Source organism: Fervidicella metallireducens AeB (assembly GCF_000601455.1).
GTDB classification, from domain to species: domain Bacteria; phylum Bacillota; class Clostridia; order Clostridiales; family Caloramatoraceae; genus Fervidicella; species Fervidicella metallireducens.
This window is the reverse complement of sequence record NZ_AZQP01000005.1, coordinates 1-26,325: the sequence shown is the minus strand read 5'-3', so window position 1 is coordinate 26,325 and position 26,325 is coordinate 1. Positions and strand designations below refer to the sequence as shown.

General features: G+C 31.3%; 26 protein-coding genes, 1 pseudogene and 2 riboswitches. Of the genes and pseudogenes, 11 read left to right on the top strand and 16 right to left on the bottom strand.

Going from position 1 to position 26,325, the window contains the following annotated elements; translation table 11 throughout:
- Positions 1 to 18: 18 nt before the first annotated feature.
- The 8 genes from Q428_RS02625 to Q428_RS02595 all read right to left on the bottom strand — a co-directional run bounded on the left by Q428_RS02625 (position 19) and on the right by Q428_RS02595 (position 6,765).
- The gene (locus Q428_RS02625) at positions 19 to 696 is read right to left on the bottom strand and encodes a response regulator (protein ID WP_242847751.1); all 678 of its coding nucleotides are present in this window, start codon (positions 694 to 696) and stop codon (positions 19 to 21) included.
- A 36-nt stretch (positions 697 to 732) separates the two neighbouring features.
- A complete protein-coding gene (locus Q428_RS02620) occupies positions 733 to 2,304 on the bottom strand; it encodes an ATP-binding protein (protein ID WP_035377916.1) in 1,572 nt (523 codons plus the stop codon).
- A 23-nt stretch (positions 2,305 to 2,327) separates the two neighbouring features.
- Positions 2,328 to 2,681 carry an FMN-binding protein gene (locus Q428_RS02615; protein ID WP_035377915.1) on the bottom strand — a complete coding sequence of 118 codons (354 nt, stop codon included), beginning with the start codon at positions 2,679 to 2,681 and terminating at the stop codon, positions 2,328 to 2,330.
- A gap of 56 nt (positions 2,682 to 2,737) precedes the next feature.
- Positions 2,738 to 3,709: a polyprenyl synthetase family protein gene (locus Q428_RS02610; protein WP_035377914.1), complete on the bottom strand. Its 972-nt coding sequence runs from the start codon at positions 3,707 to 3,709 to the stop codon at positions 2,738 to 2,740.
- Between the two features lie 13 nt (positions 3,710 to 3,722).
- Entirely contained in the window at positions 3,723 to 4,268 is a 546-nt protein-coding gene (locus tag Q428_RS02605; protein WP_242847750.1) for a Gx transporter family protein, read from the bottom strand.
- Positions 4,252 to 4,635, bottom strand: coding sequence for a NusG domain II-containing protein (locus tag Q428_RS02600; RefSeq protein WP_035377913.1), 384 nt, complete (start codon positions 4,633 to 4,635; stop codon positions 4,252 to 4,254). The genes Q428_RS02605 and Q428_RS02600 overlap by 17 nt, the downstream gene beginning before the upstream one ends.
- Before the next feature lie 235 nt (positions 4,636 to 4,870).
- Positions 4,871 to 5,014 (bottom strand): hypothetical protein, encoded by a 144-nt coding sequence (locus tag Q428_RS15695; RefSeq protein ID WP_201769241.1) that lies wholly within the window; start codon positions 5,012 to 5,014, stop codon positions 4,871 to 4,873.
- Positions 4,981 to 6,765 carry an NAD(P)/FAD-dependent oxidoreductase gene (locus tag Q428_RS02595; RefSeq protein WP_201769240.1) on the bottom strand — a complete coding sequence of 595 codons (1,785 nt, stop codon included), beginning with the start codon at positions 6,763 to 6,765 and terminating at the stop codon, positions 4,981 to 4,983. Before Q428_RS02595 ends, Q428_RS15695 begins: the two co-directional genes overlap by 34 nt.
- A gap of 309 nt (positions 6,766 to 7,074) precedes the next feature.
- Here Q428_RS02595 and Q428_RS02590 point away from each other — a divergent pair, with 309 nt between their 5' ends.
- Complete coding sequence (locus tag Q428_RS02590; RefSeq protein ID WP_035377911.1) at positions 7,075 to 8,139, top strand: FAD:protein FMN transferase; 1,065 nt, start codon at positions 7,075 to 7,077, stop codon at positions 8,137 to 8,139.
- A gap of 51 nt (positions 8,140 to 8,190) precedes the next feature.
- Here Q428_RS02590 and Q428_RS02585 read toward each other — a convergent pair whose 3' ends face one another.
- Entirely contained in the window at positions 8,191 to 8,772 is a 582-nt protein-coding gene (locus Q428_RS02585) for an FMN-binding protein (RefSeq protein ID WP_201769239.1), read from the bottom strand.
- Positions 8,769 to 9,059, bottom strand: a complete 291-nt coding sequence (locus Q428_RS15690) for a hypothetical protein (RefSeq protein WP_201769238.1) — start codon at positions 9,057 to 9,059, stop codon at positions 8,769 to 8,771. Before Q428_RS15690 ends, Q428_RS02585 begins: the two co-directional genes overlap by 4 nt.
- 217 nt (positions 9,060 to 9,276) lie before the next feature.
- Here Q428_RS15690 and Q428_RS02580 point away from each other — a divergent pair, with 217 nt between their 5' ends.
- Genes Q428_RS02580 through Q428_RS02570 form a run of 3 tightly spaced genes read left to right on the top strand, consistent with a single transcriptional unit; the run spans position 9,277 to position 12,933 of the window.
- Positions 9,277 to 10,371, top strand: a complete 1,095-nt coding sequence (locus tag Q428_RS02580; RefSeq protein WP_152539058.1) for a GerAB/ArcD/ProY family transporter — start codon at positions 9,277 to 9,279, stop codon at positions 10,369 to 10,371.
- Complete coding sequence (locus Q428_RS02575) at positions 10,368 to 11,459, top strand: Ger(x)C family spore germination protein (protein WP_035377907.1); 1,092 nt, start codon at positions 10,368 to 10,370, stop codon at positions 11,457 to 11,459. Before Q428_RS02580 ends, Q428_RS02575 begins: the two co-directional genes overlap by 4 nt.
- Positions 11,460 to 11,472: 13 nt before the next feature.
- Positions 11,473 to 12,933, top strand: a complete 1,461-nt coding sequence (locus Q428_RS02570; RefSeq protein WP_051514847.1) for a spore germination protein — start codon at positions 11,473 to 11,475, stop codon at positions 12,931 to 12,933.
- Positions 12,934 to 12,945: 12 nt separating this feature from the next.
- Here the strand turns inward: Q428_RS02570 and Q428_RS02565 are convergent, their stop codons facing one another.
- A complete protein-coding gene (locus Q428_RS02565) occupies positions 12,946 to 14,313 on the bottom strand; it encodes an RsmF rRNA methyltransferase first C-terminal domain-containing protein (RefSeq protein ID WP_152539057.1) in 1,368 nt (455 codons plus the stop codon).
- A 255-nt stretch (positions 14,314 to 14,568) separates the two neighbouring features.
- Between Q428_RS02565 and Q428_RS02560 the strand changes: the two genes are divergently transcribed.
- Positions 14,569 to 16,032: a spore germination protein gene (locus Q428_RS02560; protein ID WP_051514844.1), complete on the top strand. Its 1,464-nt coding sequence runs from the start codon at positions 14,569 to 14,571 to the stop codon at positions 16,030 to 16,032.
- 72 nt (positions 16,033 to 16,104) lie between these two features.
- On the opposite strand, the gene Q428_RS02555 is transcribed toward Q428_RS02560, so the two are convergent.
- The 5 genes and pseudogenes from Q428_RS02555 to Q428_RS02535 all read right to left on the bottom strand — a co-directional run bounded on the left by Q428_RS02555 (position 16,105) and on the right by Q428_RS02535 (position 22,285).
- Entirely contained in the window at positions 16,105 to 17,064 is a 960-nt protein-coding gene (locus tag Q428_RS02555) for a GGDEF domain-containing protein (protein WP_035377898.1), read from the bottom strand.
- 195 nt (positions 17,065 to 17,259) lie between these two features.
- On the bottom strand, positions 17,260 to 18,117 hold the full coding sequence (locus Q428_RS02550; protein WP_035377897.1) for a DegV family protein: 858 nt from the start codon (positions 18,115 to 18,117) through the stop codon (positions 17,260 to 17,262).
- Positions 18,118 to 18,428: 311 nt separating this feature from the next.
- Positions 18,429 to 18,686: an ATP cone domain-containing protein gene (locus Q428_RS02545; protein WP_035377896.1), complete on the bottom strand. Its 258-nt coding sequence runs from the start codon at positions 18,684 to 18,686 to the stop codon at positions 18,429 to 18,431.
- A 105-nt stretch (positions 18,687 to 18,791) separates the two neighbouring features.
- On the bottom strand, positions 18,792 to 20,126 hold the full coding sequence (gene mgtE, locus Q428_RS02540; RefSeq protein WP_035377895.1) for a magnesium transporter: 1,335 nt from the start codon (positions 20,124 to 20,126) through the stop codon (positions 18,792 to 18,794).
- 162 nt (positions 20,127 to 20,288) lie between these two features.
- Positions 20,289 to 20,450, bottom strand: a riboswitch (M-box (ykoK) riboswitch).
- A 96-nt stretch (positions 20,451 to 20,546) separates the two neighbouring features.
- Positions 20,547 to 22,285: pseudogene (locus tag Q428_RS02535) on the bottom strand (Na+/H+ antiporter NhaC family protein).
- Positions 22,280 to 22,457, bottom strand: a riboswitch (Lysine riboswitch). (Overlaps the previous pseudogene by 6 nt.)
- Before the next feature lie 228 nt (positions 22,458 to 22,685).
- Here Q428_RS02535 and Q428_RS02530 point away from each other — a divergent pair.
- The 6 genes from Q428_RS02530 (at position 22,686) to Q428_RS02505 (ending at position 26,308) form a co-directional block, all read left to right on the top strand.
- Complete coding sequence (locus Q428_RS02530; RefSeq protein ID WP_035377894.1) at positions 22,686 to 23,051, top strand: DUF2089 domain-containing protein; 366 nt, start codon at positions 22,686 to 22,688, stop codon at positions 23,049 to 23,051.
- 21 nt (positions 23,052 to 23,072) lie between these two features.
- Positions 23,073 to 23,441: an SHOCT-like domain-containing protein gene (locus Q428_RS02525; protein WP_035377892.1), complete on the top strand. Its 369-nt coding sequence runs from the start codon at positions 23,073 to 23,075 to the stop codon at positions 23,439 to 23,441.
- 97 nt (positions 23,442 to 23,538) lie between these two features.
- Positions 23,539 to 23,718 (top strand): hypothetical protein, encoded by a 180-nt coding sequence (locus Q428_RS02520; protein ID WP_035377889.1) that lies wholly within the window; start codon positions 23,539 to 23,541, stop codon positions 23,716 to 23,718.
- 78 nt (positions 23,719 to 23,796) lie between these two features.
- The gene (locus tag Q428_RS02515) at positions 23,797 to 24,612 is read left to right on the top strand and encodes a 5'-methylthioadenosine/S-adenosylhomocysteine nucleosidase family protein (protein WP_035378007.1); all 816 of its coding nucleotides are present in this window, start codon (positions 23,797 to 23,799) and stop codon (positions 24,610 to 24,612) included.
- Positions 24,584 to 25,594: an SPL family radical SAM protein gene (locus Q428_RS02510; RefSeq protein WP_035377888.1), complete on the top strand. Its 1,011-nt coding sequence runs from the start codon at positions 24,584 to 24,586 to the stop codon at positions 25,592 to 25,594. Before Q428_RS02515 ends, Q428_RS02510 begins: the two co-directional genes overlap by 29 nt.
- Positions 25,595 to 25,606: 12 nt before the next feature.
- The gene (locus Q428_RS02505; protein ID WP_035377886.1) at positions 25,607 to 26,308 is read left to right on the top strand and encodes an SDR family NAD(P)-dependent oxidoreductase; all 702 of its coding nucleotides are present in this window, start codon (positions 25,607 to 25,609) and stop codon (positions 26,306 to 26,308) included.
- Positions 26,309 to 26,325 lie beyond the last annotated feature (17 nt).

The window sequence follows — 26,325 nt, the reverse complement described above, 5'->3', positions numbered from 1 at the left end:
CCCCCAACTGATATCAAATTATTTATCTAAGTTCAGCTTATATTTATTTTTAGGTCTTCCTACCCTGCCATACTCCATTTCAATAACTAGCTTCTTCTCCTTTTCCAAATAATCCAGATATCTTCTTGCAGTAATCCTTGATACACCCACTAACTTTGCTATTTGTTGTGATGTAAAGGTTTTGCCCCTCATTTGCCTTATACCCTCTAAAATTCTTTCATAAGTATGCTGGTTAAAGCCCTTACTATCTATGCTGTCCTTCGAAACTAAATCATTTTCCTCTTCAAGCAAAACTTTATTTTCCTTTATGACATATTTATCAATTGTCCTCTGTTCAATGTTTTCGGTACTTTCTAAGCTTTTCTTTCTGAGTTTGTACAATAATAAAGCTTCTTTAAATCTTGCAAATAAAAAAGGTTTAACCAGATAATCTACAGCTCCGTAGCGGAATGCCTCCTGAACAGTATCTGAATTTTTATCTGCCGTAATTAAAATCACATCACACTTTATATTTTCAGCACGAATCCATTTCAGAAGCTCAATACCTCTCCCCTGTGGAAAGAAAATATCTAAGAGTATTAAATCTGGTGTGTCCCTTATAATGACTTCCTTTGCTTTTTCTAAATTATTGACGCTATTACAAAGTTTAAAGCCATCAACTTTTTCTAGAAATCTTGAATTTATTTCCCTTACCATGGATCATCCTCAACAATTAAAACCTTAATCATATACCTAACTCCCCTTCATCGGAATAAATATGTCCCATATAACTCCATTGTCCTGAATTATCTCAATACTTCCCTGAGCATAGTCTATGATTTGTTTTACTATACTTAATCCTATTCCCCTATTACCAGGTTTAGTTGTAAACCCTCTTTCGAAAATCTTATCCATTACATCTTTATCTATCCCTGGTCCATTATCCTGTACTCTTATTTTTAAGCCATTATTATCACTGTTTAACTTTACGATTATTTTACCATTTTCCAATTTAACTAGTTCCTCTATTGAGTTCTCAATTAAATTTCCTATAACAGAACATATTTCATCTGGATTAATACTATCAGGAATTTTTTCTAAACAAGAATCCCTATCTATTTCTAAACTAATTTTGGATTCTGCAGCTTTATTATATTTAGCAAGCAACAAACCAGCAATATGAGGATTTTTTATATTTTTATTTAGAACTTCTGAAATAACTTGTCTTTGATGTGAAATGTCCGAAATATACTCAAGGGCTTTCTCATATTCTTCTAATTGAATAAGCCCAGATATTGTATGCAGTTTATTCATAAATTCATGATTTTGCGCCCTTAATGCTGAAGTCATCCTTTTTATTCCTGTTAACTCTTCAGCCATTTTTTTAACTTCTGTCAAATCCTCAAAACTTGAAACAACACCAATAACCTCATCCTTATGATTTTTGAGTAAAGTATGACTACACATCAGTGTTATATCCTGACATAGCTTAATCTCCTGATTGTATATGGCTTCTTCATTAAAAAGTGCCTTCATCATTTCATCTGCATACCTTAAATTCATACTTGAAACTTTTTTTCCAATATCATCATCCTTTAAGTTTAAAAATTCTTTTGCTACCCTGTTAAATAAAATAATTTTCCCCTCTTTATCTATGGCTAGTATTCCATGTTTTAAACTCTGAAGTATTAAATCTCTCTGACCTAGAAGTAATGCAATTTCCCTTGGCTCCAGACCAAAAATAGTCCTTTTTATAAGGTTAGCCAGAATGGCAGCTCCAATTATACCTATTAATAAGCCCACTGCCAGTGTTATCTTAAAAATCAATATGTGAGCTTCAAGCTCTTTATATACCGTATCTGTCAAAAGCCCAACTAAAACAGCACCAACCTGTTGTCCATCATAATAAATTGGTACAAAGGCTCTTATAGCCGAAATCAAAACATTTCTATCTTTTGAAATATATGCTTCTCCGTACTTAAGAACCCTTTCTTCACCACCATCATTATATTTTTTACCTAGGGATTTTCCTCTAGGATATGAATATTTTATTCCATTCATATCCATCACGATTATATATTGAAATCTAGTTTTATCTCTAAAACTATCAATTGTATTCTGTACAATCTGATAATCATCTTTGTTGGCTAATGCCTCCTTTATCCTGTCCATAGATGCTATTGTAACAGCTAGGTCCATAGCGTTATTACCCATTTGAGTTTCTATGGAATTTTTAATCATATAATATGAGGCAATACCTAGCCCACAAATAATAATTATTATTATAGAACTTATAAATATTGTTAATCTATACTGTAACTTCAAACCCTTCATCCCCAAAACAGTTTTTATTGATTATTATTAATTCTCGCTTTATTCAGAGCATCATTAATGGCATCAATTAAACCTCGACTAGTGTATGTAGCTCCTGTTACAGCCTCAACTTCGCCGCTATTTTTCCTTATTACCTCTTTAGGTATCTTTTTATAAACTATTTCTGCTATAACAGGTATTTCTTCATCCTCTAATACTTTTATTTCCTTAATGCTGTAACTGTCAGTAACAAGACTAATCTTTATTGTTCCTATATGACCTTCTCCAATACCAATATAACTGCCCTCTTTATAAATAACTTCTCTTTTCATACAGGAAGTAAACTGAAGTTGTGATAATATTAACAAAAACATCAAATACTTCTTCATGAAATATTCCCCCATAAACCCAATAGTCTCTTCAATTTTAATTATACCAATATGTTTCAATAATTACGACTTAATAGTTCATGGGTTATTTCTTTTAATATTTTTTTGGCTTTACATTCAGGCAATTCTTCAATACTTCTAAAGGCTTTCTCTGTATATTTGTCTGCCAGTTTACGTGATTTTTCAATTCCTTTAAACTGATTGACTAATTTTATTAACTCTTGAATTTCCTTCTCTTCTATTATATTATTTTCGAGAATATCCTTAATTTTTCCTTCTTTATCTTCTTTAATTGCATAGATAATGGGAAGGGTGTAATACCCTTTGATTATGTCGGTATGGGTTTTCTTTCCAAGTCTCAAAGTATCTCCAGTAAAATCCAATATATCGTCAATAATTTGAAATGCCATTCCAACATGATAACCAATTCTGCCTAAAAGTTTTGAAGTTTTCTCATCACACTGGGATTCCCATGCACCAGTGTACAGGCTTATAGCAAACAAAGCTGCTGTCTTTCCTGATATAATTTTTAAATAGTTTTTTATACCAGTATCTAGAGAATATCTAAGGTTGTACTGCCTTATTTCACCCTTGCAAATCTGAGAAATTGCTGCAGAAATCTCCCTTAAGTTATCCATTGAGTAATTGAATTTTGAAAGCATTATAAAACACTGGCAGAATAGAAAATCCCCGGTATAAACTGCATACTCCTTCCCTAACTTTGATTGTATTGTCTCAATCCCTCTTCTAAATCTTGCCTCATCTATAATATCATCATGTATAAGGGTTGCTGAATGCATCAATTCAATAGCTGCAGCCAAATTATACATCTTTTCCTTGTCATAATTTCCAAATCTGCTAGCTATTAAAAGTAAACCCGGTCTTAACATTTTCCCCCCTGCATCAACAAGTTCAAAGATAGATTCTTTAAAGTACTTTTCACTTGATTTTATGTTATCCTTTATAATATTTTTTACTATCTCAAGTTCATAAGCAATCTCAGGGTAATTTGTCCAAAAATTTTTCATGTTATCACCTTTGCTAAATATTTTTATTAATGTCTATCTTGTTAAGGTGTTTCAATAAAAACCTGACAGTAACTCCTACAATAAATCCTGTGGCTATACCAGCTATCATTAAAAAAGGTAAATAGCCCAAAATATTAAAACTATGGATTATTAAAGAAGCCATTATTAACTGTCCCAAGTTATGGGACACCCCTCCAACTATACTGACTCCAATTGTACTCACCTTATCCTTGCCAAGCAAAATAAGAAAATACATTACAAAAAAACTTAAAATTGCTCCAGAAAAACTATACAAAAAATTAGAAAGTGAGCCTGCTATAAATGAAGTCATAATGGATTTCAATATAACTATTGACAGTGCTTCTTTAAAAGTAAATAGATATATTGATGTTAAGGTAATTATATTAGCCAGTCCAAGTTTAGCCCCAGGAACAGCGAAACTAACCGGTATCATCCTCTCTATTATGCTGAGCACCATTGCCTGCGACACCAAAATTGCTATAAAAATTATTTTTCGGGTATTTATTTTCTGAAACTTATCTCTATCTTGAAACTTCATCAATATCCCCCTCTGAATTTCCAACAATTTTGATAAATATTTTATTTGGCAGGCAAACGATTATATCCCCTGGCTTTTGAATAAACCCCATTTTCTCACAGATATGATCATGGCAGTCTGATTCTATAACCTCAATTCCATTATCATGTATGCTGACAGTATTTTTTCCAATATCAGTTCTAATAGTAAACTCCTGTTTTTCTTTTGTTAACACAACTTGCTTATATAGCTGTCCTTTTACTGTTATTTCAGCTATCAATTCTTTACTGTCCCTTTTCTGTTGACTTAGCTTCAATTGATTAACACCAAATAATAATCCTGATATTAAAATTATTCCAATAATTATTAGCCAATCATATTTCTTCATAACTAAAATCTCCTGATTGATAAAAAATAGATTATATTATTATTTTACATGTATTTTCTATAAACTCACAATAATATTCTTCTATTTTTATTACATAATGGATTTTTACGAAAAGGTGGCTGATAAGCCCCTTCTCATTTGCCCTTTAATTAAAAGGGTTTTTAATTAATTGGCTTTTCAACCACCCTGAAAATCAATATCTTTCATCATTTCAATTTTTTCTTTGCTGTTATTGCTAATCAACGTATATATAAAGTTTTTTAACAAAGCCTATGTTCTTCCACCATTTCTTCAGTTCAGGAAGTACATAATAATCAAGTCCAAAGGTGCTTCCTGAACCACCAATTAAAGCGATTCCTGCACTAAGATACCATAACATTTCGGCAGGTGCCATACCTGAAGCCAGATCATAATCCCCATAGCAACTGATATAATTGATGCTAAAGCCGTAAACAATCCAACTATTAATAATGCTCCAACTATTATTTCACCCATAACCATCAGAATCTGAAATATCTGTGCTAATGGTGTATATCCCCCGTCACCTGAATAGAAGAAAACATCCATAGACCACTTAACTATTTTCTCAATAAAATCTGGAACAGGCAGTGCTGCTCCCCACTGTGAAGCAGATTCAGCCGCCTTTCCTGCTACAGCTGATGCTGCTGTTGTCGCCTGAACTGCACCCTCTGCTGCTGCCTTTATTGATGCGGAAGTTGCACCATCAACATTTGGTGGAGGTATTAAAAATATTTTTCCAGGCTCCTTTAAAATCTTTGGCAGTTTGTTTAACCCTTCCTCCAACCATTTGTAACCAACAAATATTCTTAGAATAACTAACCAAAAATTTGGCGAAGCCTTTGAAAAATGTCCTCCTACAAAGCTCCTTCTGTCTTTTACGTGGAAAAACTCATGCAGCATATACGACCAACATTTATTAAAACCTGCAACTTGGAAAAAATAAACTATATTTATAAAATGTTTAATAAACATCGCAAAGAAACCTGAAATTGCAAAAAACTTACCTGGACTTCCAAGATGTGCTACTCCATACCTTCCTCCAATACAAACCATAGCACCATGAAATTTAGGTTTATATGTTTTCTTTTCTCCTCCACATATATCTGTGTAAATATTATGGGCAACTAAATCAGCTGAGTGTTCAGCGTTTTCAACCATTTGGGGAACAGGTCTTTCTTCACCTTCTGGAATAAAAAATATGTTGTCACCTACAACATAAACATTTTCATAATCTAATGTCTGCAACATACTGTTAGTTACAATTCTTTTTCTCCCTTTTTGCTCTAATTCCATCTTTCCAACTATTTCAGACCCTTCAACACCGGCAGCCCAAATTATTGTCTTAGCTTCTAAAACCCTATCCTCTGAGAGAATAACCCTATCCTTAGTCACCTTCGTTATTGCTGCATTTGTTATTATCTTTATACCTAATTTTGTTAATCTATTTTCTGCCTTCTTAATAAGTTTGTCAGGAAAAATTGGCAATATCTTAGGCAATGCATCTACAACATAAAGTTTAACCTCAGATGTATCAATGGAAAAGTCTTTACAAAGTCTGTCCTTCCACTCACCTAATTCACCAATCATTTCAATACCTGTAAAACCACCACCTACAACAACAAATGTAAGCAGCTGTTCTCTTTTCTTTTTGTCCCTCTCCTTTGCAGCATTTCTAAACATGCTTAAAATTTGTTCTTTAAGACTTACAGCATCTTCATAGGACCAGAGTTTATGAGTATATTCCTCTACTCCTGGTATCCCAAAACAAGCAGGTTGACATCCTGTACCTATAACTAAAAAATCATATTCATATGTATTGTCAACAGATTTCAATATCTTTTTCTTGAAATCGATTTCAAGGATTTCATCTAAAACCACATTAACTTTTCTTTTGGCAAAAATCTTTTTTAAATCAATTCTTATAGAGTCCTCTGAAACCCTGCCAGCAGCAACTTCATGAAGTTCTGTAAGCATTGTATGATATGGTTTTTTATCTATTAATACAATCTCAACATTTTCGTCCTTCTTAAATCTTTTTCCTAATTTTTTAGCAGTTAATACGCCTCCATATCCGGCTCCCAGCACGATAATTCTTTTTTTCTCTCCCACAATTTACCCCCCTTAGTTTGAAAATATTCAAACCGGAAAAATAATTACTGTACACTCTCCTAGTTAAAATTTTATCACAACCTTCTATGAAATCTAGTTTTCAAAGGCTTTTGGTCATAATATTTATATTTTGTTAATTTTGTTCATAAAGATTTTTATGTATTTCCTATATTTACTAAGATATCAATAAATGCTATAATCACTGATGTAAATATTAATCATATTCTAGACTGGGTACACTCTCTCCCATTTCCCCAAATGACTTATTTTATGCAAAAAACATATATTGATTTTAAGCAGGGGGTAATTATGTCAAACAGAAAAAAACTGATTTTTATTCTATTAGTTATATCCATTTCAGCCTTTGTTTTTATTTTTTCAAAATATAATCATTCAGTTTCCAAGAAAAACAGTGAACCAATATCAAAATCCGATTTCTTTTTCGGCACCGTTGTTGATATAAAAATTTATGATGAGGCATCTGAAGAAATTTTCAAAGACGTCTTTTCAATACTGGATGACATAGAAAAAAAAATGAGTATTAACTTAAATAACAGTGAAATTTCTAAAATAAATAACAATGCTGGCAGTAAAGAGATAGTTGTTTCCCCAGAAACATTTTATGTAATTAAAAAAGGAAAATACTATTCATCTCTTTCAAAAGGAAATTTTGATATCAGCATCGGACCGTTAGTTAAGCTTTGGGGTATTGGATCAGAAAATCCCCACCTTCCATCTTCAAAGGAATTAAAGAAAGCTATCGCGTTAATTGACTATAATAACATATTACTTGATGATGCCAAGAGCAGTGTAAAACTTTTAAGAAAAGGTATGATGCTGGATTTAGGAGGAATTGCAAAGGGATATGCAGCTGATGAAATAGCAAAATACCTTAATTCTAGGGGTATTGAAAATGCTATAATAAATTTAGGTGGAAATGTATATGCAATGGGTCAGAATCCCGCTTTAAGACCATGGAATATAGGTGTACAAAACCCCTTTGATTTAAGGGGAAAATATATCGGAATATTACATGTAAAAAATAAAACTGTTGTAACTTCAGGAATTTACGAAAGATACTTTGAAAAAAACGGTAAAAGATATCACCATATCTTAAACCCTTTTACCGGATATCCAGTTGAAAATTCCTTAGCGAGTGTTTCAATAGTTGCAGATAAATCCATAGATGCAGATGCACTGTCAACTACCCTATTTTCTTTAGGTATTGAAAAAGGAAGTAAGTTAGCCGAATCTTTAGATGGGGTAGATGCGATTTTTATTACAAAGGATAAAAAAGTATATATTACCTCTGGACTTAAAAATATTTTCGAAATTAGCGATGAGAATTTCAAACTTATAAGCAGCTTTAGATAATTTTAAGAATTTATGTATAAATAAAAGTGTACCAATAAGGTACACCTTTTATTATTTTGCTTGGCTTAAAGCTTGTTCAGCTAATTTAAAGAATCCCATTACATGGATTGATACTCCTGATATAGCGTCTGTATGTCCTTCTGCATCGGTATATTTTATTGCTGTTGGATCTTGTTTTTCTAATAAATATGCCTCTGCTTTTGCTGCTTGTTCATGCCATTCTGATTGTGCTTTTCCTTTTTCCTTCATTGCATAAACACCTTTTTCAGACTGAGTTTTCTTATCATCTCCGCCAGCCTTATTTACTGCGTTCCAATTTGCTGCAACTATATTTCCATTGATAACAGTAAGGTCTACGGTCTCCTTCCAGCCAGTTTTAGCATCAAAGTTTTCCTGTTCTGCATGATATGTTCCATCCTTGTATGGTCCCCTCTGCACTGGCCCATTTGCCAATGCCTTCTCTGCTAATTTAAAGAATCCCATTACATGGATTGATACTCCTGATATAGCATCTGTATGTCCTTCTGCATCGGTATATTTTATTGCTGTTGGATCCTGCTTCTCTAACAAATATGCCTCTGCCTTTTCTGCCTGTTCATGCCATTCTGATTGTGCTTTACCTATTTGTTTCATTGCATATTTTCCATCTCTGGCTGAGTCTTTTTATCTTCTTTTCCACTCTTATGAGCTGCATTCCAATCAGCAGAAACTATCTTACCATCCTTTACTTCAAGTGTTACAACTTCTTTCCAACCAGTTTTTTCATCAAAATTGTCTGCTTGTGCAAAGTAAATTCCATCTGCATATTTTGGCTTTGATGAATCAGCTGTATCACCGCTGGTTGCCTTAGAACCACATCCTGCCAACAAGCCTGCTGTCAAAATCAGACTTAAACCTAATGCCAAAATTTTGTTTTTCATTATACTCCCCCCATCTTGTTTGAAAAATATTTCCATATACTGTTATTGTATTTTGTTGTTAAAATACTGTCAATTTATATGAAGGTTTTGGTCATTTTGGTCATTTTTATAATTTTTTAAATAGATACCACATTTTTTATATTTTCTAAAATTATGTATATTTGCTTTTTACAGGTGGAATTCTATTGTTAAAGGTGAATTACCTTTGATTAATGACATGATAAAAGGTGATTATATGAAGGATGTTTCTAACAAGATTACACGTTTTCAATACATGTTCATCATACAGGCATCCATGATTGGTTTGGGAATACTTTCTCTACCTTCAAGTGTCTGTGATGTTGCTCAACAATCTGGCTGGATCCCAACATTGCTCTCTGGTGTTTACCCATTGTTTATAACATTTGTTGGGTATATTATTCATAGGAATGCTAAATTTCTTGACTTTGTACAATTAAACAATAAACTATATGGTAAAATATTATCCTATGTTATATGTTTTGTTTTCTTCGTTTATTTTCTATTACAAGGTTCTCTGGTAACAGCTGGATTTGCCAATGTTTTAAATTTCTCAACTACTAAATTTTTATCCCCATATTCCATTATAATTATTACTATTTTACTGACTTTTTTATCTACAAACGAAGGCTTAACCAACATAGGTAGACTGGCTGAATTCCTTTTCCCCCTTACGGTCTTATTAATTATACTTCCTTTATATTTTATAAACAGAGGAGATTCAACAAATTTATTACCAATAATCAGTGACTATAAACTTATTTTGAAAGCAATGCCAGATACTTTTTTTTCTTACTCTGGTGTTGAAATTTGCTTTTTTATTTTCCCTTTTTTAACCAGCAAGAAAAAAATCAATATTTTTTCTGCAATAGGAAGTTTAATTACTATAACTCTTTACACTATTGTAGTATTTATTACAATTTATTATTGTGGGTTTAATCTGACCTCAAAGCTCCAATATCCCCTGCTGTATTTAATAGCAAGTTCTGAAATACCTGTTTTATCTAATTTCGAACCCCTGTTTATTTTCCTTTGGGGAGCTAAGATTTTTCTTACCGTATCAATTTCAGGTTTTATTGTGACTTATATATTTTCACAGGTAACTAAAATTCCTTATTATAAAAGCTGTATAGTAAGTTTTGGGCTGATTTTTTTGTTAAGTCTTTTCTTTGTTCCTGACTACAATAGAACATTTTTTGCTGGACTTTTAATTCCAATCATGTTTATTTTTGTTTTTCTATGGTCATTAATATCATTACTATTAAGTTTTATAAGAAAAGGTGTTTCAAAATGAGATTTTTAAAATTGATTATTATCATAATTCTTGTATCTTTTCAAACCGGTTGTTACAATAAAACTCCTATAGAAAGGACATCTGTTCTTTCTGGAGTAGGTCATGATATAGTTGGAGAGAAAAAATTATCAACAACCTATGAATATTTAGTCTTTTCAAATCAAAATAAAATCACCAAGGCTGTTATAACGACCACCGGTGAAACAATGTTTGATGTTTTTAACGATAGTCTACTTGAGACTAAAAAGACCCTTTTGCCAGGTACCTTAAGACTTCTTATTATAAGTGAGGACAGAGCAAAAATTGGAATTCAGGACATTATAGATGTATTTTTAAGGGATCAAAATAATAATTTAAATACCACTGTGGTCATCTGCAAGGGCAAAGCTGAAGAAATTTTAAAATTACAATCCGTTGAATCCACAACCATGGCTAAAGAAATCGAAGATTTGATTAAATCATCTTATGAGTCTAATTTTACTCAAAGGGATACGGACATTAAAGACTTATTTAACATGAGATATCAGGCTGGAAGAACAATAATGCTTCCATATGTTGAGAAATATAAAGACACTGTAAGATTGTGCAGCATTGCTGTATTTAAAGAAGATAAAATGATTTTTAAAATTCCAAGGGAAGATTTAAAGTTTGTTAATATGCTGAGAAACAACAATTCAAGTGGATACCTAACTTTTAACTCAGGAGGACTTTTAAATTCATTAAGTCTATCCTGTGTAAGCAAAAGAAAAGTAACCTTTGAGATGCAAGGTGATAAATTAATATACAATATTAAGCTGAATTTAAAAACTTTGGTTAAAGAAGACACGTTAAAAAATTTTCAGAAGTTAGACCGAAATAATATTGAAAACCTAAGAAAGACCGTTTCATCGGAAGAAAAGACAAAACTTGAGGAAATCATAGCAAAATATCAAAATAATTTAGATGTAGATGTCTTTGATATCCAAAAATATGCACTTGCAAAATTAGGTAAAGACAAAGAGGAATTTGTTAAAGAAAATTTTAGAAATTCAAAAATTAATATAGATGTGGATATTAAAATAGATTCTACAGGAAGACTTTATAAATAGGGGGGATTCTTTTATGTATTCTGATGAGCTTAACAGCAGTTTAAATTTTAATAGTACTGCTATTTCCTCTATTTTTAAGCACAATGAAAATTTTGTTAAAAGAGATATATTTATTTCAGAAAACATTCCTTGTCAGATAATTTATATTTCTGGAATTGCAGATAAAAAGGAGATTCAGGAAATAATATTAAAACCTCTTTTAAATTTGCCTATACCAAATAAAGATATTGACTTAATAGATGAAGTTTGTAAAAGATATATATATGCCTCTGATATAACTACAACAAATTCTATTAAAACTATTTGCTCTGAGGTTTTAAATGGTAAATGTGCTATTTTAATTGATGGTTCTGATAAGGCTATTCTTTGTGATGTGAAATCCTCTAATTACAGGGCAATTCAGGAGTCTACAACTGAAAAGTCTATCTTGGGATCTAAGGAAGCCTTTGTTGAAAACATTGAAATTAATATAACTATGATTCAAAGAAAAATAAAAAATCCCAACCTTAAAACTGAAAACTTTATTATTGGCACTGAAACAAACACCCAAATTGCTATAACTTACATAGATGGTATAATCGATCCTAAAGTTTTGGATAAAATAAAGACTAAACTTTTGAATATATCAGTACCTATTATAAACTCATCAGGTTTTATCGAACAACTATTAGACACTAGATGGTATAACATTTTTCCAATTGCAAAAACAACAGAAAAACCTGACAAAGTTGCTCTAGATTTAGTTAAAGGCAAAGCAGCGATATTAATTGCTGAATATCCTGGTGCCTTGGTTGTCCCTGGAACTTTCTTGGAATTTTTTCAAGGAGCTGAGGACTACAGCGATAAAGTCGTTATAGCTAGTTTTTCCAGACTACTTAGACTGATTGCTATTATTACTATTATAATATTAGAGCCTATTTATTTAGCTCTGCTTTACTACAACCCCGAACTATTTCCCTACGAATTAATATCAATAATTATATCATCAAGGCAAAATATACCTTTACCACCTCTTTTGGAAATATTTGCAATGGATCTTGCCGTTGAGATTTTACGTGAAGGTGGAATAAGACTACCGACTCCGATAGGAACCACACTTGCTATAGTTGGTGGTATAGTTATAGGTGAATCTGCAACAAAGGCTGGGCTTGTTAGTAACATAACGCTTTTTATTGTTGCTATGACAGTAATTTCGACTTTCTTAATTCCAAACTATCAAATGACATTATCTATAAGATTTATCCGTTTCCCTTTACTTTTATTGGCGCAGCTTTTTGGTTTTTTAGGAATTCTAAGCGGTTTATATTTCTTTATTTTAATTCTGACTAAAATGGACAATTTCGGAGTTGAGTATTTTTCTCCTTTCATGCCTATGCGTCTATCTGATATATATGATACCATTATCAGAGGACCTTTAAATAAAGTTTTAAAACCACCAAAAAGCCTGCAAGGCAGTAACAGGACAAAAAATTGATTTGTCCTGTTACTATAACCATCTTAACCCCTTAGGATAATGATTTTTTAATATATTTCCTGATAATTTACCCCATCCGATAGAAAATCCATCTACTTGAACTAAATACCATCCTTTTCCTGACTCTACCCCAATTGATTCTCCCTTTAAATAGTATAATATTTCCTTAGAATCTTTATCAAAACTCAATTTATTCTTAACCTTGTCACCATTTAAATATAAAGCTAAGGCGTGGGAAGGTTCAAATCTGTTTTTCTTTATACTTCCAAGATGTAATCCTGGACGAAGGACTTTCATATTTTCCAATGAAAGCATCTCCTTTGGCACTACATATAATTGTTCTCCAAACAATACAAATTGCCCCTGTAGGTTTTCCAATAGATTTTCTTCTGCAAAATCAAAATATTCCTTAATTGATTTCTTATTAGTAACACCGTTTATGAAATTAAATTTACTTATATCTTCACCATCTGTTTTTCTTAAAACTGCAATATAATGTCCCTCTCCTTGTGTCTTATGAGGCCAGATTCTAATGGTTCTATCTATGTTATCTACAGCATCTTCAACCCATTGACTCCTGCCCCTATCAAATCCATCATAAACCTTTACATCCTCAATTTCAAAATTGGAATTAAGTTTAATAAAATTACTTATAACCCCTTCATTTTCTTCAGGTGAGAATGTACATGTTGAATAAACCAGCCTTCCCCCAACACGAAGCATTGTTGCAGCATTCTCAAGTATATCAAGCTGACGTTTCAAACAGTGATATACGTTGCTAAGGCTCCATTCATCACGAGCTCCTAAATCTTTTCGAAACATCCCCTCCCCTGAACAAGGGGCATCCACTAGGATTCTATCAAAATAACCTTTAAATTTTTTTGCTAAATTCTCAGGGGTTTCGTTAGTTACAACTGCATTTTTTATTCCCAGCCTTTCTATATTTTGAGAAAGTATCTTTGCCCTTGCGGGATGAATTTCATTAGAAACTAAAATTCCCTCTTGATTCATCCTTGACGCTAAATGAGTCGATTTTCCACCTGGGGCAGCACACAAATCTAATACCCTTTCAAAAGGCTTACTATCCATTATTTCCCCAACAGCCATTGCACTTGGTTCTTGTATGTAATATAGCCCTGCATCATGATATGGATGTTTCCCTGGTCTGTCATCTGAACTAAAGTAATAACCTTCCTTTACCCATGGAATTTTCTTTAAGTTAAAGGGACATATTTTTAAAAACTCATCAATTGAAACCTTGAGAGTATTAATACGAAGTCCCTGAGATTTTTCTTCATCATAGCTTTTTATAAATTCATCATATTCTTCCTTTAATAGTTCTTTCATCTTCACTAAAAAATCCTTCGGCAAGTTCACCATCATCACCTCAACCTTTGTTTTTATTTTAATGAAATGCTAGTTATTAAAATCTAATTAAAAAACATAATACTCTTTTTAACCTATTTAATTATATATTCAGCAGAATAATTCATCAACACGAATATACCTTAAATTAACGATTTAACCCTGAGGACTCTGAATAAAAATTCTTAATTAGTATCAAGATAATATTGATTATTCATCTTCTTATCCAAATTTTGCTTTACCGTAATGTGTGTCAAAGAGGTGATGATTGTGACCTTTGATTTTTTAACAACAAACCTAAAGGAAAACATTGATAATATTTCTTTAAAATTTAATAATAACTCCAACTTTAAACTTAGAGAAATAATAATTGGTGAAAATATTCGCAGTGTGATTTTTTATATTTCTGGTTTGACAGATAAAAATGAAATTCAGGATACTATAATAAAGCCACTTGTTTGTAATAATAGTTTTAAACATGATAATTATGATATTATTGATGTTATAACTAAGAAAATTTTATACTCCTGTGACATTTCAGTAATTGATAAGATAAATGACATTGATTTTGAAATTTTAGGTGGAAAATGTGTGTTATTGATTGAAAATCAAAGTAAGGCTATTGTCTGCAACGTAAAGAGCTCTAAATACAGATCTATACAAGAATCTACCACCGAAAAATCTATACTTGGAGCAAAGGAGAGCTTTGTTGAAAGCATTGAACTTAATTTAACTATGATTCAACGAAAAATTAAGAATCCAAATTTTAAGTACGAAAACTATATAATAGGTAAAGAGACAAACACCCAAGTAACTTTAGTATATGTTGAAAACATAATTGACCCTATTGTTTTAAATAAGATAAAGTCTAAAATTTCATCTATCGATTTACCAATGATTCCATATGCAGGCTTTATTGAACAATCCTTTGATAAAAGAGTATTTAATATTTTCCCTGCAACTAGAATAACTGAGAAACCAGATAAAGCTGTATTTGAGCTGGTAAAGGGTAAAGCAATAATACTTATAGAGGAATATCCCGGAGCTGTTATTCTGCCTACTACCTTTATTGAATTTTTTCAAGGCTCTGAAGATTATAGCGATAAACCAACAATAGCAAGTTTTTCAAGACTACTAAGATTTTTAGCTATAATAACTGTTGTTGTTCTTGAGCCTATGTACTTAACTCTAATCTACTATAATTCAGAACTCTTTCCTTATGAATTGATATCGATAATTATTTCATCAAGACAAAATATACCTCTGCCACCGTTACTAGAAATATTTACAATGGATCTTGCAGTTGAAATTTTACGTGAAGGAGGAATAAGACTTCCTAATCCCATAGGAACTACCCTCGCAATTGTAGGAGGTATAGTTATAGGTGAATCCGCTACAAAGGTTGGACTCGTCAGCTCAATAACCCTATTTATCGTTGCTGTTACTGTTATTTCAACTTTTTTAATTCCAAATTATCAAATGACTTTATCCATAAGGTTTATTCGTTTTCCTCTGCTGTTTTTATCTCAAATGTTTGGATTTTTAGGGCTACTTTCAGGTCTTTATCTTTTTTTAATTATTTTAACTAAACTTGAGTTCTTCGGTGTTAGATATTTTTCCCCATTTATGCCTATGAGATTTTCTGATATCTCTGATACAATAATACGTGGCCCTATCAAAACTGTTCTATCTGTTCCTAAAAGCATTAAACCTAGCATAAGGACAAAAAAATAATTTTTTGTCATTTTCACTCAATTATCAAAAACTAAAAATTCTTAGCATTTTACTGCTTTGAATTTGTGGTTTTTATTTCAAACTTGAAACCCTGTTTTTTCCTAATTTCTTTGCATTGTAGAGTGCATTATCAGCTCTCTTTATAACCTTGTCAAGGTTGTAGTTATCAGTCTTTCTTAATGTTGCAATACCAATACTTGCTGTGTAATTTATATTTATATCCTTTTCTTTAATGTATATTCTTCTTTTTTCTATAGCTTTTCTTAATTCTTCCCCTCTTGCATATGTATTTTCAATACCTGTATTAGGAAGTATTATTATAAATTCTTCTCCACCCATCCTGGCAAGAATATCATATCTTCTAATTCCCTTCTTTAATGTCCTTGCAATATCTTTAATTACTTCATCCCCAACATCATGTCCAAAGGTGTCATTTATTTTTTTAAAGTCATCTATATCTATAAGTATTGCAGAGAAGGTTCCCTGACTCCTCTTTAACCTATTTATTTCTTCATATGCTCTTTTGTAAAAGGCACGTCTGTTGTTAACATTAGTCAGGTAATCAAACATAGCAAGCTTTTTTGTTTTCTTTAAAACTTTCTGCAACTTTATCTGTAATTCCTTTTGATCAGTTATGTCCTGTCCAATTCCAACTATCCTATATATTTCCCCATTTTCATTATATATTGGAACTACTTTTATCCTCATCCATTTAATCCCATGCTTTGTCATCAATCTTAACTCTTTAATTAGGACGTTGTTTTCTTTTAATTGCTTGAGAATATTGTCTATCCTTAACTCCTCATCTACCATTTTTCTGTCATTTGGATGAACAAAATTAGTCCAAACTCTGGGATTAATTTTAAAGTCTTCATATTCACAATCAATGAAATTACTATAACCCTTGTTTAGATATAAAACTTCTCTATCACAAACACTCTGTAAAAAAACAACCTCCTCTATGGATTCCATTATCTGACTCATCAATTTGCTTTGGTTAATCAAGTCATATTCTTTGCTTTTTTCTCTCATCTCAATATCACCTATTTTTACAAAACTTGTCCCATAATTGATTATATTACATTATAAGTTGACTTCTAATTATATATCAATTTTACTAATTTTTTCTAATATATTCAATTAATTTTTTGCATAATCTTAACATTTATTCCTACTTTAAAATAATGTATTAATTTTTATTGAAGGATTTGACATCCATATGTACTTTTATCTAATATTCCTTTCAGTATAGTAAACAATTCCTATTGCCCTTGGTCCAACATGAGTTCCTATAACTGGCCCAATACTGGATATATTAATATCTATACTAATTTTTTCTTTTATTAGATTTACCAATTCTAATGCTTCATCATAGCAGTTTATATGATGTACTACCAGTTCCTTTAAGCCATAATTTTTCATATCTTCAATTAATTTATCAACCATAGTTATAACAGCATTCTTTTTTGTTCTAACCTTTGAAAGAATTGTGGTCTTACCATTTTCTACTGTCAATATGGGGATAATTTTTAATATGTTACCAATTAAAGCACTTGCTCCGCCAATTCTTCCACCCTTTTTTAGATAATCAAGATTGTGTGGAATAAATAGAAATCTGCTTCTTTTTATATTTTCTTCAGCTACTTCCTTAATCTCAGCTATACCCTTTCCTTCCTTTGCAGCCCTTGCAGCAGTAACCACAGCAAAACCAAGCTGCATGCAATTTGATCTTGAATCGATTATTTCAATTCTGGCTTCAGGATATTCCTCTAGTATCATTTCCCTGACCATTACTGCTGATGAATAAGTTCCACTCATTTCAGAAGAAATAAATATACCTATTAAGTCGTCACCCTTCTCAACAACTTCCTTCATCATTTTGTATAAATCATTAACTGATGGCTGGGAAGATGTAGGTATTCCTTTTTCCTCCATCATTTTATAAAAACTCTCATTGTCTATCTCCATCTCTTTAAAATTCTCACCATCAAATAAAATATTTAGGGAAACAGTTTTTATATCAAGTTCCCTCTTTAGACTTTCATCAATATAACTTGTACTATCCGTCAGAATTTTCACTGCCATTTATGTTCCTCTCCTATACTTTATTATCTTAAACTTTCATTACAAATAATATAACCATTTGCTAAGACTTATATATTACATAATTATAGCATTATTCGTCAATATAAGACAAAAATATCAATAATTTAACAAAATAATATTTCAGACACATAAATTTATAAAAAAACAGCTTGTGAATATTTTTTTCACAGCTGTTATGCTATATTTCAATATTAAATCAGGTATTTCCTTTGCTAATTATATTTTTTACAGTATATCCATTCTTGCTAAATATACCAAAATACACATTTATCACTTTTAAAATAATGAACTTACACCCTGCAATAAGCTTCTGCTATATCTTTAAATCCGTATTCTTTTAGTTTGTTAACAACAAGCTGTCTAATCTCTGAATAATCTATCTTATCTTTACCTGTTGCTTGTATTTCATCTTTTATATTTTTAGCTATGTTATGTAAATCTGAACTGTTCATTGGTTCATCAACATCATCTGAAGCTGCCCCGATACTTCTTATAATTTTGTCTAAATCGAAATCCTGCAATCTGCCGTCTCTTTTTATAACCTGCATTTTACCACCCCTTTTGAATTGTTATTTAAATCTTATAACATTTATCAGAATATTTCAATAAATACTTATTTCAAAAAATCTCTGGAGAAATCTCCCCAAAGATTTTTATATTCCTAAAATCATAGTAGCAAAGGAAAAATAAACAATAAGAGCAACTGCATCAACAATGGTTGTAATCAAGGGACTTGCCATAATTGCTGGGTCTAATTTAAATTTTCTTGCCACTATTGGAAGTATGCCACCAACAATTTTTGCAAGCATTATAGTTACAAACAATGTTATCGTTACTGTAAGGGAAATTTTAAAACTTATTTTTTCAATAAAATAAATTCTTAAGAAATTTATTAAAGATAAAACTATCCCTACTATAAAAGAAACCCTTAGCTCCTTTGATATAACCTTAAAAAAGTCCTTTGTTTTTATTTCTTCTAGTGCTAAACCTCTTATAACAAGTGTTGAAGACTGGGAACCTGCATTTCCTCCTGTATCCATTAGCATAGGTATAAATGCAGCTAAAATTGCAACAGATTGAAGTACATTTTCATATCTTTGAATAATTCTTCCTGTAAACGTTGCAGAAATCATAAGTATTAAAAGCCATGCTATTCTGTTTTTAGCAAGGGTGAAAACATTTGCATCCAGATATTCAATTTCAGATGGCTCCATACCAGCCATTTTTTGAAAGTCCTCTGTGTTTTCCTGTTCAATAACATCAACTATATCATCAATTGTAATAATACCTACAAGTCTTTCCTCTTTATCTAATACAGGAAGTGCAAGAAAGTCATACTTTTTAAATACACTTGCAACCATCTCCTGATCATCATGGGTGTGAACATATACAACATCAGTTTCCATAATGTCTTCAATTATTTCATCTTCCTGGCTGATAACCAGTTTTCTCAGGGAAATTATCCCCTCCAGCTTTCTGCTTCCATCTGTAACATAACAGGTATAAATCGTTTCCTTTTCTAGACCTGTTTCCTTTAGGTGTTTAATAGCTTCCTTTACTGTCATGTCCTTTCTAAGGTCAACATATTCAATGGTAATCAGGCTTCCTGCTGAGTTTTCAGGATAATTCAAAAACTGATTAATAAGATTTCTCTCTTCTTCCTTTGCATTTTCTAGTATCTTTTTTACTACGTTTGCTGGCATTTCCTCAAGAAAGTCTATCATATCATCAAAAAACAGTTCATCTACAATATGTTTAATTTCTTTATCGGTAATTGAGTTTATAATATTCATCTGCTGTTCATTTGATAAATAAGCAAAAACATCAACAGCCAAATCCTTTGGCAGCATTCTGTATAATATAACAGCTTCATTTTTGTTTAATTCCTCAATTATTTCTGCTATATTAACTTCATTCAGCTCTATTATTTCTTCCCTAAGAGCTTTAAAATTCTTTTCCTTTAAAAGTCTGATGATTTTTTCGTTCATCATTAACCCTCCTTTAAGAAGAGCCTTCACCAAAAGAGGTGAATATGGCTCATTATATTGAATTTTAATTCCTCTATTTTTTTATCCGGCACAGGACTTGAGTCCATATTCACCACTCCTTTCCTTTTAAAATAAAAAATCTCTACTCAACAGTAGAGAAATATTATTTCTTTATCGTTGAGCTTTAGCACTACAAAGCTTTGACTATTGTCAGCTACGTTAGAAAAAACCTTCACGATTATTTCTGTTAACCCATTGGAATCTCTCGATTTTTCTGGGTAGCAGCATATATCTTTATAGGAGCCTCACCTAACAATTGATATTAATTTTTAATTTCAATATTATTATAGCTCAAATTTTCCTACTTTGCTACTAAATTAACATAAATTAAATAAAAGGAGCTGCCACAGCAGCCCTTTCTTATGCACTTATTTTTTCAATTATAGTCTCACATTCAACTTCATCAACAGGTTTTCCAACAAATCTAACTATCAGAAAACATACTATTATTCCTGCTGTTAAAGCAACAACAACCGGAACATTTAAAGCTGTTGGTATATAACCACATAACACCGTCACTATTCCTATTGAAAATGAATAAAAAAGCTGAGTTTTTACATGATGCATATGATCACACATTGACCCCATTGATGAAAGAATAGTTGTGTCAGAAATCGGTGAACAATGATCTCCAAATATTGCACCTGTCAATACAGCCCCAATGCTCATTGTCATATAATTTGCATCTGGTGAAATACTGTGTGCAAGTGGTATTACAAGGGGCATTAAAATTCCCATTGTTCCATAGGATGTTCCAGTTGCAAAGGAAATTATTGATCCTAAAACAAAGACAATACTTGGCAATAAAAATTTTGGAACTGTCTGTGAAAGCACTCCAGCAAGGAATTTTGCTGTACCAAGTTCCTTAATTGTCCCTGATAAAGCCCAAGCCAGTAAAAGTATAACTGCTGTTACAATTAAAGACTTTACCCCTTCAATCCAAGTGTCTATTGCTTCACCTAAAGTCATAATTCTTTGGGTTACAGCCATTACAATGGCAGTTATACTTGAAAAAACTGCTGATTGGAATAAAACAACACTTGCATCTGATGCACCAAATATCTCCCTTATTGAAGTAAAGGATAAAGGAGCACTTCTAACTATCTCTATAAGTCCTTTATCATCACCAGTGGTTATAGTTGTATAGCCACTATAATAAAATCCCACAAATGATGAAATTATAAGGACTACAATTGGAATAACTGCATTCCATATGCTAAGCTTAATATTTTCCTTTGCCTCGATATTTGAATTTTCACTTGATACCATTGGTTTGGCATCGTCTGCTATGACTTTTCCTGAGATTCTTGCTCTTCTTTCGGCATCAAGCATAGGACCAAATTCCCTTGCTAAAACAGCTGTAAAAACAATAAAGATTAAAATAAATATGTTATAAAATCTATACGGTATTGTTGATACAAACATGGTGTAGGCATTCACATCTTGTCCTATTTGTGCATATCCATCTTTTATTAAACTTATTTCATATCCTACCCAGGTTGAAATAAGTGCAATACCTGCTATTGGTGCTGCTGTTGCATCTATAATAAAAGATAGTTTTTCTCTTGATATTTTCATCTTATCTGATACAGGTCTCATTATAGGTCCAACTATTAGGGAATTTGCATAATCATCGAAAAAAACAAATATCCCAAGAAGCCAGGTTATTAATTGTGCACTTTTTGGTGATTTAGCTCTTTTGGATAAATATTCAGCAATTGCCTTTGCTCCTCCCATTTTCGAAACAACCGCTATAAGTCCTCCAATTGCAAGACATTGAAGTATAACTCCTGCATTCCATTTATCAGCTAGAGCTGATAATATCTTATCAATGAGACCTAAAAAAGCATAAAGAAAACTTTGAATAAAACCATGTGATGTGAGACTTATTAAAAATGTACCTGTAAATACCCCCATCAATAAGGAAATCAGTACATTTTTGTTGCGAAAGCCAAAACAATGGCTACTAGTGGTGGTAAAAGTGTTAAAATTCCAGACATAAAAAAACTCCTCCTTGTAATTATTTTCTCGGAGAAGAGTCCATCAAAGCAAAAGACAATAAAGCCATAGATGTCAATAAGGCATATCTGTCCCTGCATGATAGCTCTCCACAAACTATGCGTTTGTGACAGTTCTAAATATATTCTATTTAGAACCAGCTATAAAGCCTGAAAGCATCAGCTTTATGCTTCGGCGATGGTTCCTTTTTTATATCTTCATCGTGCTTGCCTCAGATATAATACTCTTAAACACCGCGCCTCTATCATGATTAACGCATATTTAATTTTTTGAATTAATAAATATTCTGCAATAAAAATCGAAATTTGTCAAGCATGCTTTTTAAAATTAAAAATAAACTTTTATACTGTAATATACTTAAAATATTTTATATTTAAATTTATATTTTTAATTTTGATATATAAAATTATTAATTTTTATTATTTTTATATTGATTTTATTGATTTTTGTTCTATAATATAATTAAGGAAGGTGAAAAAAATGCCATTTAAAATAATTTCTAAATGTCCTGTATGTAATTCAAGACTTTTTGCTACAAGGTTGAAATGCAAAAAATGTGAAACCATAATTGAAAATGAATTCGAGCTTTCTAAATTTGCTTATCTTTCCTATGAACAATTAAATTTCATTGAAGTTTTTGTAAAATGCAGAGGTAATATTAAAGACGTAGAAAAGGAACTTGGAATTTCATACCCTACTGTTCGCAGCAAATTAGATGATGTTATATCTGCACTGGGTTACATACCTGCTAGAACAAAGGAAGAAAACAATAACCTTGACATAATAACTAAGCTGGAAAATGGAGAAATAACAGCGGAGGATGCAATTAATTTATTAAAAAAATAGATATTAAAGGGGGAAAATTAAATGAATGAAGAAATTATGAAGGTTTTAAAAATGGTTGAGGATGGCAAAATTGATTCACAAAAGGCATCGGAACTTATATCACTTTTAACAACTAAGAATCAGGAAATCCAAGCAGACGCAAATAGAGAAAAAATGTTAAAAATCCTTGTTAAATCAGCAAAGGGCGATGATGTGAAAATCAATGTTCCTGTAAAATTTATAAGTACTTTAGGTTCAGCAATAAAGAAGATACCAAAGGTTGAAGGGGTTGATGGACTTGAGGAGATTGATCTGCAGGCAATTTTAAAAGCTGTAAGTGAAGGCCTTGAAGGGAAAATAGTTGATGTTAAAAGTGAGCAGGGCGATTTAGTTGAAATTATTGTTGAATAACTATTAATGGTGAGTTTATGAAGATTTGTGTAAAAACAAGTGAAGAAAAAAAATAAATATAAGAATTCCTAGCGTCCTTTTAAGATTTTTTTTAAGTATGGCAAGTTTAGGTATAAATATTGCAAAGCCATGGGTTGATAAAGAAAAAAAACAGTACCTTGAGTGTGTTGATTTTAGATTGCTTAGAAAAAGCATTAAAGAGCTTAGTAAATATAAGGGGGTAACATTGGTTTCGGTTAAATCATCTGAAGGTGATGACATTGAAATAAAACTTTAGAGCTGTATATGCAGCTCTTTTTTATTGCCTACAACTTTCTTTAGTTGTAGACTAATGAATGAGGAGTTGATGAGAGATATGATTTATATAGCCACAGCATTGTATTCAGAAGCACAACCCTTTATAGATAAACTTAATCTAAAAAAAGACAATGAAATTACAAAGTTTCAGGTTTTTAAAAATAAAAACTATACTTTAATTATAACGGGTGTAGGAAAAATACCTTCAGCAATTGCAGTAACCTATTTGTTGTCCAAATCAAATATTGGAAAGGATGATTTTTTTATTAACATTGGGCTATGCGGATGTAGAGACAAAATGGTTTCAATTGGAAGTACGTTTATATGCAATAAAATTGTTGATAATGATACTGGATTTTCATATTTTCCTGATATATTATTTGAACATCCTTTTAGTGAGGGCAGCATTACAACATATTCAAAAGTAGTTAAAGGCTGCAAAAGTAACGAACTCCTTGCAGATATGGAGGCTTCGGCTCTTTTTCAGGCTGCAGGTGTATTTTTTCAGCCCCATCAGATAATGTTTTTTAAAATTGTTTCAGATTATTTAACTGGAGAGTTTATTCCAAATGATATAGTTTACAAATACATCAGCAATAATGCAGATAAAATTATTGAGTTCGTTGATAGATTAAATAACAAATTTAAGCTTAACCCCCTTTGGACTGAGGAAGAAAAAAATATTTTACATAAAACATCAGAATCATTAAAACTATCTGTTACAATGGAAAATGAACTAACTCAGCTCCTTACTTATTATAAGCTTAAAAATGGCGATATATTTAATTTATTAGCGCCATATTTAAAGGTTGAATGTAAATCAAAAAAAGAAGGGAAGATATATCTTGAACAAATTAAGCAGTCAATTGTTTAATCAACATTTTTCCCATATATATGTTGAGAAAGATATATTAGATAATAAGAAAGTTTTAGAAATACTCAGCCATTATAAAAATTCAAACATAATTGAAATCAATCACTATAAGGATGTTTTTTCCAGAGGTAATCAAAATTTCGTCCTTCAAAAACAATCTCCAAAACTAATTTTGGCACAAAAGAAAGATAATTTGATTTACAAAGGTGCAGATGTCTGTGAAAACTTTGGAAATAAAAATTTTTATTATACTTCAATCATTATGAACTGCATTTATGATTGTGAATATTGTTATCTTCAGGGAATGTATACTTCAGCTAATATCGTTGTCTTTGTAAATATAGAAGATTATTTTGCTGAGGTTGAAAAAATATTAAAACATGATGATGTTTATCTTTGTATTTCTTATGATACGGACATATTAGCACTTGAAGGATTATTGGGATACACTAAACTTTGGATTGATTTTGCAAAACTACATGATAATTTAATGATAGAGATAAGAACAAAGAGTTCTAATTTTAATTCCATTGAAAATATTACTCCAAGTGATAATGTTATATTAGCCTGGACATTATCCCCTGATGAAGTTATAGAAGAATATGAAAATAAAACTCCAAAATTAAAGGAGAGAATGAACAATATAAAGTCAGCTGTAAACAAAGGATGGAAGGTGCGACTTTGTTTTGATCCTATTTTATATGTACCTGATTGGGAAATTAAATATAGGATTTTAATTGAAGAGGTTTTTAATAATATAGATTCTGATTGTATTCTGGATGTCAGCCTTGGAGTTTTTAGGGTTTCAAAGGATTATCTTAAAAAAATGCGAAAACAAAGGCATTATTCCCTGGTATTGAATTATCCCTATGAAACTGAAGGCGGTGTATCAAGTTACAGCAAAGATTTAAGCGATAAGATGCTGCAATACGTATATAAACTTGTTAAACAATATATCCCAGAAAATAAAATCTATGTATAAGGAGATATAGGTATGAAATCTGCAATAATTACAGGTGCCTCCTCAGGAATTGGACTTGAGCTTAGTAGACTTCTTATAAATTCAGGTTACAGGGTTTTTGGTTTTGGAAGAGATTTTAAAAATGATATAATTACCTCTGAGAATTTTACACCAATCATCTGTGATTTAACCGATATTAATAAACTTTGTAATCAGATAAAGGAAATAAAAAAACAAAATGAAATTCACTTATTAATAAACAATGCCGGTGTTGGTTTCTTTGGACCACATGAGGAACTGAATCCAAAAAAAATACATGAGATGGTAGCTGTAAATCTTGAAGTTCCTCTGGTTCTAACTCAGCAGCTTCTTCGAGATTTAAAGAAAAATAAAGGATTTATTATAAATATTTCATCTGTTACTGCTAAAAAATCCAGTGTCTTTGGTTGTGCCTATGCTGCAACAAAGTCTGGTCTTACTCATTTTGGAGAAAGCTTGTTTGATGAGGTTAGAAAGTATGGAGTAAAGGTTGTAACAATTCATCCTGATATAACCAAGACCAATTTCTATAGAAATGCCAATTTTAAAGAAGGTGAAGGGGAAGATACATACCTGAACCCGGATGAGATAGGAAAGACTGTGGAAATGATATTAAATCAAAGGGATGGAATTGTTTTTACAGATATTACAATTAAACCTCAGAAACACATGATTTCTAAAAAACAACTACTTTGACGTATTAAAAAATTTCA

Coding starts and splice junctions, on each gene's coding strand:
- Q428_RS02625 (WP_242847751.1), bottom strand. CDS start 696: ATGGTAAGGGAAATAAATTCAAGATTTCTAGAAAAAGTTGATGGCTTT.
- Q428_RS02615 (WP_035377915.1), bottom strand. CDS start 2,681: ATGAAGAAGTATTTGATGTTTTTGTTAATATTATCACAACTTCAGTTT.
- Q428_RS02610 (WP_035377914.1), bottom strand. CDS start 3,709: ATGAAAAATTTTTGGACAAATTACCCTGAGATTGCTTATGAACTTGAG.
- Q428_RS02605 (WP_242847750.1), bottom strand. CDS start 4,268: ATGAAGTTTCAAGATAGAGATAAGTTTCAGAAAATAAATACCCGAAAA.
- Q428_RS02600 (WP_035377913.1), bottom strand. CDS start 4,635: ATGAAGAAATATGATTGGCTAATAATTATTGGAATAATTTTAATATCA.
- Q428_RS15695 (WP_201769241.1), bottom strand. CDS start 5,014: ATGTTATGGTATCTTAGTGCAGGAATCGCTTTAATTGGTGGTTCAGGA.
- Q428_RS02590 (WP_035377911.1), top strand. CDS start 7,075: ATGTCAAACAGAAAAAAACTGATTTTTATTCTATTAGTTATATCCATT.
- Q428_RS02585 (WP_201769239.1), bottom strand. CDS start 8,772: ATGAAACAAATAGGTAAAGCACAATCAGAATGGCATGAACAGGCAGAA.
- Q428_RS15690 (WP_201769238.1), bottom strand. CDS start 9,059: ATGAAAAACAAAATTTTGGCATTAGGTTTAAGTCTGATTTTGACAGCA.
- Q428_RS02580 (WP_152539058.1), top strand. CDS start 9,277: ATGATAAAAGGTGATTATATGAAGGATGTTTCTAACAAGATTACACGT.
- Q428_RS02575 (WP_035377907.1), top strand. CDS start 10,368: ATGAGATTTTTAAAATTGATTATTATCATAATTCTTGTATCTTTTCAA.
- Q428_RS02570 (WP_051514847.1), top strand. CDS start 11,473: ATGTATTCTGATGAGCTTAACAGCAGTTTAAATTTTAATAGTACTGCT.
- Q428_RS02565 (WP_152539057.1), bottom strand. CDS start 14,313: ATGGTGAACTTGCCGAAGGATTTTTTAGTGAAGATGAAAGAACTATTA.
- Q428_RS02555 (WP_035377898.1), bottom strand. CDS start 17,064: ATGAGAGAAAAAAGCAAAGAATATGACTTGATTAACCAAAGCAAATTG.
- Q428_RS02550 (WP_035377897.1), bottom strand. CDS start 18,117: ATGGCAGTGAAAATTCTGACGGATAGTACAAGTTATATTGATGAAAGT.
- Q428_RS02545 (WP_035377896.1), bottom strand. CDS start 18,686: ATGCAGGTTATAAAAAGAGACGGCAGATTGCAGGATTTCGATTTAGAC.
- mgtE (WP_035377895.1), bottom strand. CDS start 20,126: ATGAACGAAAAAATCATCAGACTTTTAAAGGAAAAGAATTTTAAAGCT.
- Q428_RS02530 (WP_035377894.1), top strand. CDS start 22,686: ATGCCATTTAAAATAATTTCTAAATGTCCTGTATGTAATTCAAGACTT.
- Q428_RS02525 (WP_035377892.1), top strand. CDS start 23,073: ATGAATGAAGAAATTATGAAGGTTTTAAAAATGGTTGAGGATGGCAAA.
- Q428_RS02520 (WP_035377889.1), top strand. CDS start 23,539: ATGGCAAGTTTAGGTATAAATATTGCAAAGCCATGGGTTGATAAAGAA.
- Q428_RS02515 (WP_035378007.1), top strand. CDS start 23,797: ATGATTTATATAGCCACAGCATTGTATTCAGAAGCACAACCCTTTATA.
- Q428_RS02505 (WP_035377886.1), top strand. CDS start 25,607: ATGAAATCTGCAATAATTACAGGTGCCTCCTCAGGAATTGGACTTGAG.